At 49.7% G+C, this 17,400-nt stretch carries 18 protein-coding genes and 1 riboswitch; of the genes, 16 read left to right on the top strand and 2 right to left on the bottom strand.

Annotated elements, in window-relative coordinates:
- The first annotated feature begins 22 nt into the window (after positions 1-22).
- Positions 23-841 (top strand): DUF2785 domain-containing protein, encoded by an 819-nt coding sequence (locus EXG77_RS03590; RefSeq protein ID WP_035396355.1) that lies wholly within the window; start codon positions 23-25, stop codon positions 839-841.
- 418 nt (positions 842-1,259) lie between these two features.
- Here the strand turns inward: EXG77_RS03590 and EXG77_RS03600 are convergent, their stop codons facing one another.
- Positions 1,260-1,520, bottom strand: a complete 261-nt coding sequence (locus EXG77_RS03600) for a hypothetical protein (RefSeq protein WP_035396359.1) — start codon at positions 1,518-1,520, stop codon at positions 1,260-1,262.
- 2 nt (positions 1,521-1,522) lie between these two features.
- A complete protein-coding gene (locus EXG77_RS03605; RefSeq protein ID WP_035396361.1) occupies positions 1,523-2,170 on the bottom strand; it encodes a class I SAM-dependent methyltransferase in 648 nt (215 codons plus the stop codon).
- Between the two features lie 183 nt (positions 2,171-2,353).
- Between EXG77_RS03605 and EXG77_RS03610 the strand changes: the two genes are divergently transcribed.
- From EXG77_RS03610 to EXG77_RS03680, 15 genes are all read left to right on the top strand, one after another.
- Complete coding sequence (locus EXG77_RS03610) at positions 2,354-4,771, top strand: 3-hydroxyacyl-CoA dehydrogenase/enoyl-CoA hydratase family protein (RefSeq protein ID WP_035396364.1); 2,418 nt, start codon at positions 2,354-2,356, stop codon at positions 4,769-4,771.
- A gap of 17 nt (positions 4,772-4,788) precedes the next feature.
- On the top strand, positions 4,789-5,979 hold the full coding sequence (locus tag EXG77_RS03615; RefSeq protein ID WP_035396367.1) for an acetyl-CoA C-acetyltransferase: 1,191 nt from the start codon (positions 4,789-4,791) through the stop codon (positions 5,977-5,979).
- Entirely contained in the window at positions 5,976-7,760 is a 1,785-nt protein-coding gene (locus EXG77_RS03620; RefSeq protein WP_035396370.1) for an acyl-CoA dehydrogenase family protein, read from the top strand. Before EXG77_RS03615 ends, EXG77_RS03620 begins: the two co-directional genes overlap by 4 nt.
- Positions 7,761-7,835: 75 nt before the next feature.
- A complete protein-coding gene (locus EXG77_RS03625; RefSeq protein WP_023469170.1) occupies positions 7,836-8,288 on the top strand; it encodes a DinB family protein in 453 nt (150 codons plus the stop codon).
- 34 nt (positions 8,289-8,322) lie between these two features.
- Entirely contained in the window at positions 8,323-8,685 is a 363-nt protein-coding gene (locus EXG77_RS03630; RefSeq protein WP_023469169.1) for an arsenate reductase family protein, read from the top strand.
- 64 nt (positions 8,686-8,749) lie between these two features.
- Positions 8,750-9,133 carry a glycine cleavage system protein GcvH gene (gcvH, locus tag EXG77_RS03635; protein WP_023469168.1) on the top strand — a complete coding sequence of 128 codons (384 nt, stop codon included), beginning with the start codon at positions 8,750-8,752 and terminating at the stop codon, positions 9,131-9,133.
- A gap of 98 nt (positions 9,134-9,231) precedes the next feature.
- Positions 9,232-9,513: a thioredoxin family protein gene (locus EXG77_RS03640; protein WP_023469167.1), complete on the top strand. Its 282-nt coding sequence runs from the start codon at positions 9,232-9,234 to the stop codon at positions 9,511-9,513.
- A 538-nt stretch (positions 9,514-10,051) separates the two neighbouring features.
- Positions 10,052-10,690 (top strand): class I SAM-dependent methyltransferase, encoded by a 639-nt coding sequence (locus EXG77_RS03645; RefSeq protein WP_023469166.1) that lies wholly within the window; start codon positions 10,052-10,054, stop codon positions 10,688-10,690.
- Between the two features lie 3 nt (positions 10,691-10,693).
- Positions 10,694-11,158, top strand: coding sequence for an S-ribosylhomocysteine lyase (locus EXG77_RS03650; RefSeq protein ID WP_023469165.1), 465 nt, complete (start codon positions 10,694-10,696; stop codon positions 11,156-11,158).
- The gene (locus EXG77_RS03655) at positions 11,155-12,078 is read left to right on the top strand and encodes a PLP-dependent cysteine synthase family protein (RefSeq protein WP_023469164.1); all 924 of its coding nucleotides are present in this window, start codon (positions 11,155-11,157) and stop codon (positions 12,076-12,078) included. Before EXG77_RS03650 ends, EXG77_RS03655 begins: the two co-directional genes overlap by 4 nt.
- Entirely contained in the window at positions 12,071-13,237 is a 1,167-nt protein-coding gene (locus tag EXG77_RS03660; RefSeq protein ID WP_035396375.1) for a bifunctional cystathionine gamma-lyase/homocysteine desulfhydrase, read from the top strand. The genes EXG77_RS03655 and EXG77_RS03660 overlap by 8 nt, the downstream gene beginning before the upstream one ends.
- 57 nt (positions 13,238-13,294) lie before the next feature.
- Positions 13,295-13,399, top strand: a riboswitch (SAM riboswitch).
- 78 nt (positions 13,400-13,477) lie between these two features.
- Positions 13,478-14,500 carry a methionine ABC transporter ATP-binding protein gene (locus tag EXG77_RS03665; RefSeq protein ID WP_023469162.1) on the top strand — a complete coding sequence of 341 codons (1,023 nt, stop codon included), beginning with the start codon at positions 13,478-13,480 and terminating at the stop codon, positions 14,498-14,500.
- On the top strand, positions 14,497-15,162 hold the full coding sequence (locus tag EXG77_RS03670) for a methionine ABC transporter permease (RefSeq protein WP_023469161.1): 666 nt from the start codon (positions 14,497-14,499) through the stop codon (positions 15,160-15,162). Before EXG77_RS03665 ends, EXG77_RS03670 begins: the two co-directional genes overlap by 4 nt.
- Positions 15,163-15,194: 32 nt before the next feature.
- Entirely contained in the window at positions 15,195-16,028 is an 834-nt protein-coding gene (locus EXG77_RS03675) for a MetQ/NlpA family ABC transporter substrate-binding protein (RefSeq protein WP_023469160.1), read from the top strand.
- 79 nt (positions 16,029-16,107) lie between these two features.
- Positions 16,108-17,358: an MFS transporter gene (locus tag EXG77_RS03680; protein ID WP_035396378.1), complete on the top strand. Its 1,251-nt coding sequence runs from the start codon at positions 16,108-16,110 to the stop codon at positions 17,356-17,358.
- Positions 17,359-17,400: the final 42 nt, after the last annotated feature.

Genomic DNA, 17,400 nt, shown 5'->3' on the forward strand with positions numbered 1-17,400 from the left:
GATTCAGGGAGGAGAGGACAGAATGGTGCGAACAGAACAAGAGTTAAAGGAACTGCTACAACAAGACGCGAATGTAACGCCTGCATTACTCGATGAGTTACTTCTACATATCGGTTCGACGGATTCTGAGTTACGAGATGGATTGATCTATCCGCAGTTAGCGACCTACATCGCATCAGAGTCATTTACGATAGAAGAGGCAAATCAAATTTTCGATTTTATTTTAAGCGGGCATGGATTGATGTATAGAATGGGAACAGCGGACACAACAGCTGTTCTGACGCGATCATTTTCAGCATTAGCACTCGCTGAATTGTTAGTGATGGATAAAACCCGGCGCATGCTGAAGCAAGAAAAGTTGAATCGACTGTCGACGTACTTACAAACTTATCTGGAGCAAGAAAAGGATGTCCGTGGATTCATTGACGGAATGGGTTGGGCACACAGCATGGCACATATCTCAGATGTCTATGTAGTTTGGTTTACGCACCCAGCGAGTCGTCCACAGGAGGAACTCGGAGCGATTGATGCGATGATTCGTCAGTTGATCCGATCCGATTATCTCTATGTCGATGAAGAAGCGGACCGGATGGTGACGGCGTGGTTGCAAGCTTGTCGTCATGGACTGTCGGAAGATGTCCTATTGCAACGAATCGAACGTAATATTAAGGAGTGGCTTGAGAGTGACGTGACATGGGGAGATGCGGAGTGGACGACGTATCGTAACGTTAAACAGATGCTACAGACACTCTATTTCCGACTGAAATGGGAAGAACAATCGGATCTTGTCTTAATTGAAGAGTGGTTGCGACAGGTACATCAGCGAACGCACGGAGGATAAAGCATAGTATACCGGACGTCCCTATCATCTTCGCTTTCCTCAGGCGGGAAGTAAGCCGCGGCATCTCACATTCCATGTGATTTGCCGGGTCTTCCTCTTCCCTGACGGAAGCATGGTTCATGCTTCCTTTTCCTGTAGGAGTCGAAGATGCCCGGTTCGTCCTAAATGAACTCACATCAAAAGCGATCGAAGTCCGTCAATGGAATCGATCGCTTTTAGTATTGAATACGTTCAACCTCCTCACATGTCTTCACCCGACTCCTACAAGAAAAAGCGCGACGTTTTATCGCGCTGTCAGAGACAATCAAGACCCGGAATCGTCATCCGAAGGATGAGGAAGACTGGCTTGTGTCTAGCTTGAGGAAAGCGGGTGAAAGGACAGTGAGGTTAGCAACGTTGTAGTAAGACTCGATTTATATCAAGGATACAAAACATTCGCCGCAATAAAAATTCCAACAAATAATAGTGCAACTAATAAAACAGCCGTCTGTGGATGGAATCGTTTTTCTTCGAATCGACGAAATAATACCTGTTCTCCTAAGGCCTGCGTACCAACGAATACAACCATGAAGAAAATATAGAATTGCCACTTTTCGAAAATACCAAGCTCTTGTACGTAAAATAAAAAGAAGATGGAAATCACACCTAAAATTGAAGTGAAAAAACGACTATATGACATATTTATCTCTCCCTCGCAGCTGTCGTCTGAAAAGCAAACAAACACGAGAAAGCATGTGCTTGATCCAGTAACCGATGCCCCGTTATGACGGCTCCTTCTTTTTGAATGACCGCTTCATCGAGTAACGTCCAACCCCGTTCTTTTGCTAGTTGCAACAGTTCCCACGGCATCATCGTATTCCCCATCGCGACTTCCTCACCATACAGACGACGATAAGCAAGTTGCCGTGGTGCTGCTGTCGGACCGAGTAGACTGATGACGACAAGCGGGGCGACGCGTTCGATTTCTTGAAGCACTTGAACGGGACGTGTCGACCATTCGAGTGAGTTAACGGCGAGGACGACATCAAACGCATGATCGGCGAACGGCAATGCTTCACCCGTTCCGACGATGAACATCTGCTCGGGTGACTTCTCACGGGCGATCCGGATCATCTCATCTGAAACATCAAGTCCGACTGTCTGGAAGTCCGGTGTCAGTAAGCGACAGGCTGCACCATCACCGCAACCGAGATCAAGCAAACGACCACCGGTGATTGTTTTTCGTAAGAACGGCAAAACGGTTTTCCGACTGCCGTTCGTCCACATATCGTCAGCGCGATCCGCCCAGTCGGCGGCTTTTTGATTCCATACATGCTCGGTTTGACTCATTTCTATCCACTCCTTTTTATCAGTCTAACAGGGAAATTTGTCCATTGACTGATTTTTTATTGCTACTGAATCATTATTCATTTATGATGAAGATGTAGAAGAAGCACACGAAAGTCGTTCGGCTTCTTTTTTTGTCAGTATAATGAATGGTTGTTCATTCAATTTAAACTCAGGGGGTATATCATGGCGAGTCAAATCGGTCAGCCGACCACAATCCAGTTGACGAAACACATCCAATTCGCCGTCATCATCGGTTCAGGGGTGATGGGTGCAGGCATCGCGGCACATCTTGCGAATGCTGGCATACGGACATTGATGCTTGATATCGTACCAAAAGAACTTACGGCACAAGAAGAGAAGCAGGGCTTGACGTTGAGTGATCCGCGCGTCCGTTCCCGCATCGCGCGCGATAACCGCGAAAAACTCTTGAAACAAAATCCAGCACCACTCGCGTCGAAAAAATTGATCGACTTCATCGAGGTCGGAAACTTAGAAGACGACTTAGAACGTCTGAAGGAAGCAGACTGGATCGTTGAAGTCGTCGTCGAACGACTCGACGTCAAACAGCAATTGTTTAAAACGATCGAACCATTCATTCGGGAAGACGCGATCGTCAGCTCGAACACATCAGGCATTTCGATCGAAGCGATGCGCGAAGGGCGTTCGGAGTCGTTCAATCGTCGTTTCCTCGGGACACACTTCTTTAATCCACCACGTTATCTGAAGTTACTTGAGTTGATTCCAACGTCAGACACGGATCCGAGTGTCGTCGACTTTATGAAGCAATTCGCAGAGGAACGACTCGGGAAAGGTGTTGTCATTGCGAAGGATACACCGAACTTCATCGGCAACCGAATCGGGACATACGGTCTCCTCGTGACGATGGATGAGATGAAAAAAGGTGGCTATTCGATCGGGGAGGTCGATTCGGTCACAGGTCCACTGCTTGGTCGCCCAGGATCAGCGACGTTCCGGACACTCGACGTCGTCGGCATCGACACGTTCGTTCACGTCGCGAACAACGTCTATGACTTGTTGCCAGAAGGCGAGGAGAAGGAGACGTTCGCGGTTCCGGCTGAAATGCGTCGCCTTGTCGAACAAGGAGCACTCGGTGCGAAGACGGGTCAAGGCTTCTATAAGAAAGTCGGAAAACAGATCCTTGAACTCGATCTAGAGACATTTGAGTACGTTGAAAAGAGAGCGCTTACCGAGCCGTCAATCGGACAAGCTAAAGCACTTCCGGGCGCAAAAAACAAGCTGAAAGCTGTCGTCTTCGCGCAAGATCGTGTCGGTGCTTTACTCTGGCCGATCCATGCGAAAACATTGCTCTACTCGGCTCGGCTGACTGGTGAGATCGCAGACGACATCAAAGCGATCGACGAAGCAATGAAATGGGGCTTCGGCTGGAAGATGGGACCGTTCGAGACATGGGACGCACTCGGCGTCGAGAAGACGGTTGCGAAGATGAAACAAGATGGTTACGAAGTACCGGCATGGGTCGATGAGATGCTCGCGGCAGGGAAGACGAGTTTCTATGATGCGTCCGGTCGTCATTATGACACAACGACACAAGACTACGTCGGAGCAACGGTCAATCCGAAGGAAATCCGTCTCCGCGACGTCCGGAAGTCAAACGGTGTTCTCCTTGAGAACAACGGGGCACGCTTGCTTGATATCGGCGACGATGTTGCGGTGCTCGAGTTCACATCGAAGAGCAATGCGATCGGTGTCGACATCATGCAGATGATCGAACAGTCGGTCGATCTCGTTGAGAAAAACCACCGTGGTCTTGTCATCGCGAACGATGGCAAGAACTTCTGTGTCGGTGCGAACCTAGCGATGATGCTGATGGAAGCGGAAGATGAAAACTGGTTCGAACTCGACTGGATCATCAACAAGTTCCAACAATCGATTCAAAAGATTCGTTACGCATCACGTCCGATCGTCGCTGCCCCACAAGGAATGACGCTTGGTGGCGGTACGGAGATCTCGCTTCCGGCGGCTCGTCTGCAAGCTGGTCTTGAAACGTATATGGGTCTCGTCGAAGTCGGTGTCGGTCTAATTCCGGGAGGCGGCGGAAACGTCAACACGTACCGTCGACTGTTAGAAAACACACCGGACGGACTCGTCAATATCGAGAAAGCAGCGCAAAAGACGTTCGAGAACGTCGCGATGGCAAAAGTCTCAAAATCATCCTTTGAAGCACGCGAACTCGGATATGTCCGCTCCGTTGATCAAATCTCGATGAACCGGGATCACTTGACGTATGATGCGAAACAACTCGTCCTTGAACTGGACCGGACCGGCTACACGGCACCAGCGAAAGGGAAGATTCCAGTCGTCGGTCGTGCGGGGAAAGCGACGCTTGAACTCGCAACACGCGAAATGTTCTACGGCAGTTATATCTCGGAACACGATTTGAAAATCGCAAGTAAACTCGCACACGTCATCGCCGGCGGAAACGTCGCCTTCGGTAGCCACGTCGATGAACAATATATGCTCGACATCGAACGGGAAGCATTCTTGAGCCTGATCGGTGAGATGAAGACACAACAACGGATGCAGCACATGCTCGTCAAAGGCAAGCCGCTTCGTAACTGAGGACTGGGGGGATTCGGATGAAGGAAGCAGTAATCGTCGCCGGTGCACGAACACCGGTCGGAAAAGCAAAAAAGGGCGCATTCAAATCGATACGCTCGGATGAATTAGCAGGCATCGCCATCCAGGAAACGTTGAAACGGTCCGGTTACACGGGAGCGGTCGATGACGTCATTCTCGGATGTGCCTTGCCGGAAGCGGAACAAGGCATGAACATCGCCCGTTACGCTTCGGTCCTCGGTGGATTATCACACGAGGTACCGGCGATCACGATCAACCGGTATTGCTCAAGTGGACTACAATCGATCGCTGACGCAGCGATGAAAATCATGACGGGGCAAGCAACTGCGGTCGTCGCTGGTGGACTCGAATCAATGAGTCAAGTCCCGATGCCAGGTCACGTCGTCCGACCTAATCCGTCAATCGTCGACACGGCACCGGAATATTACATGAGCATGGGGCACACAGCGGAGCAAGTCGCTGCGACCTACAATGTCTCACGGGAAGATCAAGATGCGTTTGCGTTGAAGAGTCACCAAAAAGCGGCAGCAGCAATCGCGGCTGGTAAGTTTGCTGACGAGATCGTCCCGGTAACGGTGACGGAACAATTCGTCAATGATGAACTGAAAATCGAAGAGAAGACATTCGTCGTCGAACACGATGAAGGCGTTCGTCCGGATTCGTCACCGGAAGGTCTTGCAAAACTTCGCCCAGCGTTCCGCCTCGGCGGCAGCGTCACAGCAGGGAACTCTTCGCAGACGTCAGACGGTGCGGCTGCTGTCCTCGTCATGGAACGGGAAGAAGCAGAACGCCAAGCGTTACCGATTCTCGGGAAGTTCAAATCGTTCGCGGTCGGTGGTGTCCGTCCGGAAGTGATGGGAATCGGACCGGTCGTTGCGATTCCAAAGGCACTGGACCTCGCAGGCATCACGCTTGAGGACGTTGGTTTGATCGAGTTGAACGAAGCGTTCGCTTCGCAGTCGCTCGGTGTCATCCGCGAGCTTGGATTAAACGAAGACATCGTCAACGTCAACGGTGGAGCGATCGCCCTCGGTCACCCACTCGGTTGTACAGGAACCAAACTCACATTGACGCTCTTGCATGAAATGAAACGCCGGAATGTCCAGTATGGTGTCGTCTCGATGTGTATCGGTGGCGGAATGGGCGCAGCAGGTGTATTCGAACTAGTTGAAGGAGGAACAGGACAATGAGCCAAACGACAAACGAATTAATCAAAGGTGGCAGTTTCGTATTAGATGAGTTAGCACCAGAACGTCTCTTCACACCAGAGGATTTCTCGGAAGAACACAAAATGGTCGGTGACATGACAGCGAAGTTCGTCGAAGATCGTGTCGTTCCAGTCCTTGATCGAATCGAAAAACACGAGTTCGAATTATCAGTCGGTCTACTCCGCGAAGCAGGCGAGCTTGGTCTACTCGGCGCAGACGTTCCGGAAGCATACGGTGGGTATCAGATGGATAAGATTTCGTCTTCAATCATTACGGAAAAATTCGCACGTGGCCGTTCATTCGCCCTCAGCTACGGCGCACACGTCGGAATCGGTTCGTTGCCGATTGTCTTCTTCGGTAACGAAGAGCAAAAGCAGAAATACTTGCCGAAACTCGCTTCAGGGGAGTGGATTGCTTCGTATGCATTGACGGAGCCAGGCTCTGGTTCGGATGCTCTTGGTGCTAAAACGACGGCTGTCTTGAATGAAGCCGGCACGCACTACATCTTGAACGGTGAAAAACAATGGATCACGAACGCTGGTTTCGCAAGCTTGTTCGTCGTCTACGCGAAGATCGACGGTGACAAGTTCACAGCCTTCCTCGTCGAAGGATCATATCCAGGCGTTTCGACAGGCGTCGAGGAACAGAAGATGGGGATCAAAGGATCATCGACACGGACGTTGATCTTACAAGATGCAGAAGTACCAGTCGATAACGTCCTCGGTGAAATTGGACGCGGTCACGTCATCGCCTTCAACATCTTGAACGTCGGTCGTTATAAACTGGCTGTCGGTGCTGTCGGTTCGTCAAAACGAGCGATTGATCTTGCAGTCCAGTACTCGAATGAACGGAAACAGTTCAAGACACCTATCAGCTCGTTCCCATTGATTCAAGAAAAACTCGCGACGATGGCAGCACAGACGTATGCGATGGAAAGTTCAGTCTACCGGACGGGTGGTCTGTTCCAAGACAGTCTCGATCAGTTGTCAGAAGAAGAGAGCAAGGACGGTAAGAAAATCGCCGATGCAATCGCTGAGTACGCGATTGAATGCTCGATGAACAAAGTCTTTGCTTCGGAAACATTTGATTACGTCATCGATGAAGCGGTCCAGATTCACGGTGGTTACGGCTTCATGGCAGAATATGAAGTCGAGAACATGTACCGAGATTCGCGGATCAACCGGATCTTCGAAGGAACGAACGAGATCAACCGTCTCCTCGTCCCAGGAACATTGCTGAAGAAAGCGATGAAAGGCGAGTTGCCGTTGCTTGCGGAAGCACAGCGTCTGCAACAAGAAGTGATGAGCTTCATGCCGACCGAAATCGGAACAGCACCACTTGATCGCGAACGTCACTTACTCGCGATGATGAAGAAAATCTTCTTGTTGACTGCCGGAACAGCGGTCCAGAAATACCAGGACAAACTCCAAGGCGAACAAGAGATCTTAGCGAACACAGCTGACATCATGAGTGCGATCTATGCGCTTGAGTCAGCGATCGTTCGGACGGACAAAGCGATTGCCGACAAAGGGATCGAGAAGAGCGAACTGAAAGTCCGTTACACGGAAGTCTTCGCACAACAAGCGTTCGAAGCTGTCGAGCGTGACGCGAAAGAGACGCTCTACGCGGCAGCAAGCGGCGACGAGCTCCGGATGTTGCTCTCAGCGCTGAAAAAATTCAGCCGTTACCAGCCGATCAACGTCATCGGTACGAAACGCGACATCGCAAAACGCCTCATCGAGTCAAACAAATATACGGTCTAAGTCAGGTTTACCGCTTCGCCTTTGCAGGGAAAATCTCTGTAAAGGCGAAGTTTTTGGTTGGAGGAGGAAAACGAGATGCGCCAAGAATTGGTTGAACTGCAATTTGCGATTGCCTACTATCAATCCCTTGAACGTTTGTCGCCGGAAGAATGGGATCTGCCGCTTGCGCTTAACAAGTGGACCGTCCTTGAGTGCGTCAGTCATCTGTATTTATGGGACCGGTTTTATTACGATCACGCCATCTCGAAATTACCGGATGAACCGTTGACGCTCGTCGAGACGGATTTTGATCAGTTCAATCGACTAGCGGTCGAATATGCGCATCATATTGATCCGCTCGCCTTATTGAAGAAAGCAATCAGCGTCCGGCGTGACATCGTCAATCACCTCGATCGTTTGTCTGACGAGCAATTTGAAGCGACCTATGAGGATTTTCGACCGCAAGCCTTCGTCGAGTCGTTCGTTGCCCATGACGCCCATCATCAAGATCAGATTGACGGGGCGCTCGCACGCTTGAAGCAGAAGTGATCCATCTGCTACTCTTGAAGGTGAGGTGAGGAATATGACAAAAACAGTCACGATGTACGGCTATCCGAAATGTAGTACGTGCGTCAAAGCGAAAAAAGCACTCGAACAGCACGGTGTCGAAGTGGATTACAAACATATCGTCGAGGAAACACCATCTGCAACGACGATCCAGGAACTTCATCAAAAGAGTGGAGAGCCGTTGAAGAAATTCTTCAACACGAGCGGTCAATCGTATCGTTCGCAAGGGATCAAGGACAAACTTCCAGAGTTATCGGAAGACGAGCAATACAAGTTGCTCGCAAGTGATGGTATGTTGTTGAAGCGTCCGATCGTTACAGACGGGAAAGACGTCACGATCGGCTTCAAGGAAGAAATGTATCAAGGAAAATGGTATTAAGTTCAGAGTCGATTTTGGTATACTGAACACGTTAGTCCAAATTAGTCCACAGGGGGAATCGGAAATGAGTCAAGTAAAAGACAACTTACGCTATTCGGAAGAACATGAATGGGTCGAAGTATCAGGAAACAAGGCGCGCATCGGAATCACGGATTTCGCGCAACACGAACTCGGGGATATCGTCTTCGTCGAATTGCCTGAAGTCGGTGATACGATCACAGCAAACGAGCCATTCGGTTCAGTCGAGTCGGTCAAGACAGTCTCGGAATTATATGCACCGATCTCTGGTAAAGTCGTTGCCATCAACGAAAACCTTTCGGATTCCCCAGAACTCGTCAACGAGTCACCATTCGAAGGCGCTTGGATGGTTGACATCGAAATCGAAGATGCTTCACAAGTCGAGGCATTGATGGACGCTGCAGCGTACAAATCGATGATCAACGAGTAATACTTAACGAAAAGAGAGTGAACGAGGCGCTTGCGTTTCGTCCGCTCTCTTTTTTTTGTATACTGACGACAGATACCACGAAGAAAGGAGCGACCGTCATGCAAGAGGTCACGACCGTCCCGGAAAACGGGCTATTGTATGTCTATGCACCGATGTGCGGGACATGCGCCATCGCGGAACGTATGCTCGATATCGTCGAAGCGACGGAATCAGGTCAATCGATTCAGAAGGCGAACGGGAATTTCATTCCGGATTTCTTAGAAGAAGCCCGTGTCATGAGTGTTCCTGCGTTGTTGCGAATTGAAGAAAATCAAGTCGTAGAGCGACTTTATGCTTTCCAGTCCGTTCAAAACGTCTTTGCTTTCTGTCAAGAACGGTAAGAAAAGTCCGATTGGATTTTTCTTTTTGTTAAATTGTCGGAATATTTACAATAATCCGTTGACAACGCAGAAATATGAATGGTATATTCATAACAACTTCTAGAAATGCATTATAGGAAGTCTAGCAGAGATGATTGTTCAATACGATTCAAGTCCTGAACCCTTTCTCCCATCCTAAGCCGGTGTATTGTTTCCCCTTAAGTCGTCCCCCAAAGACGAAGCGGTGCAATGAACGGGTGGTGGATCGAAAGGACCGATCAGGAAGTGAACGTAAGCTGGCAATCATGTCGAACAGGCGCCGTCCTCCACGCGGAAGAGCGAACAATTCCGAATGGAGCTGGGTTTTCCTTCGTAGCATTTCTAACCACATTATTCGTGTTGTCGGTTCGCCGGCAACGCCTTTTTTTGTTTTCTGGAAGTTTTTTGAGCCGGTCGCTTGCCAGGATAGAATCTCCTTGCTACAATGCGAATAAGGAAAATTACTTTAATTCATATCCGATTACTCGGAATTAACTGGTGAGATGGAGGACGACAAGGCATGACAGTACGTTTTATGGATGTTTTCACAGAATGGGCATCGACGTATGACGAGACAGTAACTGGACACGATCCGGAGTATAAAGAGGTTTTTCGTCGATACGATGAGATTTTGGATACAGTAGCGGATAAAGCGCAGTCGCCGGTCATTGAATTCGGAGCAGGCACAGGGAACCTGACACAACGTCTTCTGGCACGTCACGACGCCGTACTCGCCGTCGAACCAAGTCCGGAGATGCGGGCAATCCTGACGGAAAAGATTCCGTCACTTGATGTACAAGACGGTCACTTCCTCTCGTTCGAAGCGAAGGAAGCACGCAGTTTTGTTTCGACGTATGCGTTTCATCATCTAACAGATGAGGAAAAGGGAGAAGCGATCGAACTGATGGCATCACATTTACCGGCAGACGGAAAAATCGTCTACGCGGATACGATGTTCGTCTCAGAAGAGGCACGCCTGCAAACGATTCGTGAAGCACGTGCTCAAGGGTTCGACGCGTTAGCGGAAGATCTCGAACGCGAGTTCTACCCGTTGATTCCAGTTATGGAAGAATTGTTTACAGCACGAGGATTCACTGTTAAATTTATACAATACAATCACTTCGTCTGGCTCGTAGAAGCCGAGAAAATGGGGGAATAAATCATGGCACTTCAAAAAATGAACGTCGAAAGCTTTAACCTGGATCATACGAAAGTCAAAGCACCTTATATCCGCGTCGCGGGTTATAAAGAAGGTAAAGTCGACCAAGTCGTCAAATACGATATCCGTTTCACGCAACCAAACGTTGAGCAAATGCCGATGCGTGCGATGCACACACTCGAGCACTTACTTGCTGAAAACATCCGTAACTACTCGGATGATGTCATCGATGTCTCGCCGATGGGATGCCAAACAGGTTTCTACATGGCGATGATGAACTTCGACTCGGTCGAAAAAATGAGCGAACTCGTTGAGAAGACGTTGAAAGACGTCCTCGCAGCAGAAGAGATTCCAGCGCAAAACGAAGTCCAATGTGGATTTGCGAGCGCACATGACCTCAAAGGAGCGAAGCACTATGCCGAGAAAATGCTTGCCGGTCGTGATGAATGGGACATCGTCTTCGGATGATCGCGAACAACGTCCGCGACCTCGTCGGAAACACACCACTCTACGAGATCACTTCATTCGATTTGCCTGCTGGTACGCGCATTTTGGCGAAGCTCGAATGGATGAACCCTGGGGGCAGCGTCAAAGACCGCCTTGGCATTCAACTCGTTGATGCAGCAATCGAAAACGGACATGTGACACCAGGCGGTACGATCATCGAGCCGACAGCCGGGAATACCGGCATCGGCTTGGCGCTCGCCGCTAAAAAATACGATCTCCAAGTCATCTGTGTCGTTCCGGAAAAATTCAGTCAGGAAAAGCAGACGTTGATGCGGGCACTCGGCGCAACCGTCGTCAACACGCCGACTGAACTCGATATGCAAGGGGCCATCGACCGGGCAAAAGAACTCGGTCAGGAAATTCCGAATAGTTACGTTCCGTTACAATTCGAAAACGAAGAGAACCCAGTCACGTATCAGCGGACACTCGGTCCTGAGCTGATTGCGGACTTACCGCATATCGACTGGTTCGTTGCCGGTTGTGGTTCAGGTGGTACGTTCGCCGGAACAGCGGACTTCTTAAAACAACGTCTCGGTACAAAAGCAGCAATCGTTGAACCGGAAGGCTCCGTCTTGAATGGTGGTCCAGCCGGTCCGCATAAGACAGAAGGTATCGGTACAGCGAAATGGCCAAGCCTCGTTCCGCGTGAACTCGTTGATGAGATTCATACGATTTCTGACCGCGATGCATTTGACGCGGTTCATACACTCGCTGCTCGCGAAGGATTACTCGTTGGTAGTTCAGCAGGTGCAGCGCTCGTTGCTGCGCTTGATATCGCAAAGCGTCACCCCGGCAGTACGATCGTCACCGTCTTCGCAGACAGTGCCGAACGCTACTTAAGCCAACAAATCTTTGAAAAGGTGGACGAAACTCATGCGTAAGAAGACAGCATTGATTCATGGAGGAACAGGTGTCGACCGGGCAACAGGAGCCGTCACACCTCCAATCTATCAAACAAGCACATACAAGCAGGATAAAATCGGTCAACTTAAGGACGGATACGAATACTCACGGACAGCGAACCCGACACGGACGAGCATCGAACGATTGATTGCAGATCTCGAGGGCGGCGCACGTGGTTTTGCCTTCGGTTCTGGGATGGCAGCGATTCATGCCGTCTTCCACTTGCTGGAGTCTGGCGACCATATCGTCATGACAGATGACGTCTACGGCGGTACGTTCCGCTTGATGCAACGCGTCTTACCGAAGTTCAACATCGAAGTGACATTCGTCGATACGACGGACCTTGCGGCAACGGAAGCAGCGATCCAAGACAACACGAAGATCGTCTACGTCGAAACACCGACGAACCCGTTGTTGAAAGTAACGGACATTGAAGCAATCGCAACGATCGCCAAACGTCACGATCTTAAACTTGTCGTCGACAACACGTTCGCGACACCTTATCATCAACAACCACTCGCACTTGGTGCAGACATCGTCTTGCACAGTGCGACGAAATACATCGGCGGACATTCGGACGTCGTCGCTGGACTTGTCGTCGTCAAAGATGATGCGCTCGGCGAAGAGCTGCACTTCATCCAAAACTCGACAGGCGGCGTGCTTGGACCGCAAGACAGCTTCTTGCTCGTCCGTGGTCTTCGTACACTCGGTATCCGAATGGATGCGATCGAAGAGACAGCACATGATCTCGTTGCGTTCCTACAAGCGCAAGACATCGTCTCGAACATCTTCTACCCAGGACTTGCATCGCATCCTGGTCACGACATCCAAGCGAAACAAGCGACTGGATTTGGTGGGATGATCAGCTTTGATGTCGGTTCAGCAGCGAACGCAGAAAAACTCGTCGAGGCGACACACTTCTTCACACTCGCTGAGAGTCTTGGTGCCGTCGAGAGTCTGATTTCGGTGCCTGCACGGATGACGCACGCGTCGATCCCAGCAGAACGTCGGGCAGAACTCGGCATCACGGACGGTCTCGTTCGGATTTCAGTTGGACTTGAGGATGCGGAAGATTTGAAAGAAGACTTAACACGTGCTTTCACGTTCCTCGAAAAAGTTTCTGAAAAAACTGTTTGACAACAAAAATAACCCCTGCTAATATTCAGAATATATTCTACAAACTTAATACCGAAACTCTTATCGAGAGTGGTGGAGGGACTGGCCCGATGAAACCCGGCAACCGCGGATCTAATCCGAAGTGGTGCTAATTCCAGCAGACAAAAGTCTGGGAGATGAGAGCAAATGGTTTTGTGTACTGAAAAGTGCGCGCGTTTGCTCTAAAACGCGCGCACTTTTTTTATTTTAGGAGGGACAGTTGTGATTCGTTTACAAGACGTAGGAAAGATTTATCGCTCAAAGCGCGGAGCGGTCGAAGCCGTCGCGAATGTCGACCTGACAATCGAGCGCGGTGAAATTTTTGGAATAATCGGTTATTCCGGAGCAGGGAAATCGACCCTGATCCGATTACTGAATATGCTCGAAGCACCAACGAGTGGTTCGATCCAAATCGATGGTGTTGAAATGACATCACTAAAACCTAAGGAATTACGAGGCGTCCGCAAGAATGTCTCGATGGTCTTCCAACACTTCAACTTACTATGGTCACGGACGGTTGAAGAGAACATCATGTTCCCACTCGAGCTCGGTGGCTTCCCGAAAGCACACCGCAAGGAACGGGTCGCGGAACTGATCCAACTCGTTGGTTTGGACGGACGCGAAAAAGCCTATCCGTCACAATTATCCGGTGGTCAAAAACAACGTGTCGGTATCGCTCGGGCACTGGCATCGAACCCGGACGTTCTCTTATGTGACGAGGCAACAAGTGCACTCGATCCGAAGACGACGGACTCAATCCTTGAGTTACTCGTCGACATCAATGAAAAACTGAAACTGACGATCGTCTTGATCACACACGAGATGCACGTCATTCAAAAAATCTGTCACCGGGTCGCCGTCATGGAAGCCGGTAAAATCGTCGAGCAAGGACCGGTCGCAGAAGTCTTCCGTCATCCGAAGCAAGCGATGACGAAGGAATTCGTCAAACAATTGACGTCGCCGTCGGAGAACGAGTTAACGTTCGCGAAACTACGCGAACGGTACCCAACCGGAAAAATCGTTCAGTTGACGTTCGTCGGATCGACAGCAGAAAGCCCGATCCTCGCGGAAGTCATGAAGGATTCGCCGGTCCTGTTCAATATCATCGGCGGAAACGTCGGTCAATCACAGGAAGGGGCACTCGGTACACTGTTCATTCAGTTGATCGGGGAAACAGAAGCAACACAAGCGGTCATCACGAAGCTTCAAGCCAGTGATGTTGAAGTGGAGGTGGATCACCGATGATTTCATTCTTTGACAATCTAGATTGGGACATGGTGTGGGAAGCGACAGGCAGTACCGTCTATATGACGGCAATCGCTGGTGTTTCGACATTCGTCCTCGGTTTGATCATTGGTTTACTATTGTATGCGACAAACGAAGAGTTATTGTTCAAGAATCGGGCGTTCTATTCAGTGTTGAGCTTGGTCGTCAACGTCTTCCGTTCGATTCCGTTCATCATCTTACTGATCTTATTGATTCCATTTACGACAGCAATCGTCGGTTCGTTCCTCGGACCAACGGCAGCATTACCAGCACTGATTTTCGGTGCTGCACCATTTTACGGTCGGATGGTTGAACTCGCGTTACGCGAAGTCGATAAAGGTGTCATCGAGGCAGCTGAATCGATGGGCGCGACGAAGTTCCAGATCATCTATAAAGTCTTAATCCCGGAAGCGTTGCCTGCCATCGTTTCTGGTATCACGGTCACACTCGTCTCACTTGTCGGTTATACGGCAATGGCCGGAGTAGTCGGCGGAGGTGGACTTGGGGACATGGCCTTCATCGAAGGATTCCAGCGTTCTCAAAACGATGTCATCGTCATTGCGACACTCTTAATCTTAGCGATCGTCTTCGTCATCCAAATCATTGGTGACTTGCTGATCCGCGCGATCGATAAACGTTAATTCGAAACTTAATCATATTGGAGGAATCATTCATGAAAACTTGGAAAAAATTCGTAGGTACTGCTGCTGTATCCGTCTTAGCTATTAGCCTTGCTGCATGTGGCGAAAAATCATCAGGATCAGGTAGCGACGACAAAACACTCGTCGTTGGTGCTTCGAACGTACCGCACGCTGAGATTCTTGAGCACGTCAAAAAAGAATACGAAGCAAAAGGTTACAAGCTTGAAATCAAGAAGTTCCAAGATTACGTACTTCCGAACAAAGCGCTCGCTTCAAAAGAAATCGATGCGAACTACTTCCAGCACGTACCGTATCTTGAGCAACAAGAGAAAGAAAACAAATCATATAAGTTCGCGAACGCAGGTGGCGTCCACGTTGAACCACTCGGTATTTACTCGAAGAAATACAAGTCACTCGATAAGTTACCAAACGGTGCAACGATCTTAACGAGCTCAAACGTCGCGGAACGCGGTCGTGTCTTGACGTTCCTTCAAAATGAAGGATTGATCAAGCTTAAAGACGGTAAAACGACAGATGCACAACTCGGTGATATCGCGGAGAACCCGAAGAAACTCAAGTTCAAGACGAACATCGAAGCATCACTTCTTCCGCAAGCTTACAAAAACAATGAAGGCGACGCCGTCCTCATCAACACGAACTATGCGATCGATAACGGTCTGAACCCATTGAAAGACGCGATCGCTTCAGAAGATGAGTCTTCACCATACGTCAACATCATCGTTACACGTGATGGCGATGAAAAAGACAAGCGTGTCACAGCACTTCTTGACGTTCTGCACGAAAAGAAAAACCAAGATTGGATCCTCGACAAGTACAAAGGTGCGGTCGTTCCAGTCAGCAAATAAGTTCACCGAAGCCGGCATCCTTCCTATATAATGGAAGGATGCTTTTCATTTGTCTGAAACAGGGGTTAGGGGGAATCATATGCAACGCATACGTCAACTGCATCCGTTGACACTCGGGGTCTTGTTCGGGACGTTTTTCTCACGTCTCGGAACGTTCATCACGATGCCGTTCTTCGCCATCTACATGACGACCGTCCTGAAATTTGATCCTGTCGATGTTGGCTGGGTACTCAGTATCTCGGCGATCGCCAGTCTCGTCATGAGTTTCATCGGCGGCACCTTGTCGGACCGGTATGGTCGCCGGGCGATGATGCTTGCCGGAACGATCGGATTCGCGATCGTCTTCATTGCGCTGGCACAAGTCGAGACATTCTGGGCATTCTTTACGCTCAGTGCTTTGAACGGGGTCTGTCGTTCGATTTTTGAACCATCCGCCCGTGCCTTGATCAGTGATACGACGGACGAAGCGAACCGATTGTTCGTCTTCAATATCCGTTACGCGATGATCAACATCGCAGCAGCGATCGGACCGGGAATTGCTTTACTGCTGAGTGCGGGGAACACGTCCGCGACGTTTTACATCACAGCGTTCGTCTATATCGTGTACGGGGGGATGATCGGTATCTTATTCAAACGCCATCCGATCACCGAGACGCATGGTGGGAAAAAGGTATCGTTCGGAGCAACGGTTCGTCTGTTGCGGACGGATATCGCTTTTACGCTGGCACTCGCTGGCATCATCTTCGGGGTTTTCGGCTACAGTCAGTTCAACTCGACATTGCCACAGTTCTTGACGGAAACGTCACTGCTTGAAGGCGGGAAGACACTCTATGCGATTTTGATCACGATCAATGCGATCACCGTCTTGATCGTTCAATATCCGATCATGAAGTTTGGTATGAAGACGTCACCACTCGTCTCGATCACGACCGGGATTGCGACTGTTGCGATCGGATTGTTCATCATGGGAAATGCGAACGCGATCTGGTTGATGATCGTCGCGATGTTCATCTTCACGTGCGGGGAAGTCATGATGTTCACGATGACCGACATCTTGACCGATCGGTTCGCCAAACCAGAATTACGGGGCAGTTATTTCGGGGCGATGGGCTTGACGTCGATCGGACAATCAATCGGTCCGATCGCCGGAGGACATTTGTTAAGTTTATATGGAGCGGACCGTCCGTTACCGATTTTCGGGATATTAGCGGGCTTGACATTATTCGGAATACCACTGCTCTTACTGTCACAACGGATTCATCGGGCTTCGACGATCGAGGAACTCGAGGAACCGGTGAAACTTTCGAATGATTCTCAACAAAACGCATGATTTTGAGAAAAATCAACGAGCGATGACGCTTGAATAATACGC

It is taken from the genome of Exiguobacterium sp. OS-77 (genome assembly GCF_000414195.2).
GTDB lineage: Bacteria > Bacillota > Bacilli > Exiguobacteriales > Exiguobacteriaceae > Exiguobacterium_A > Exiguobacterium_A indicum.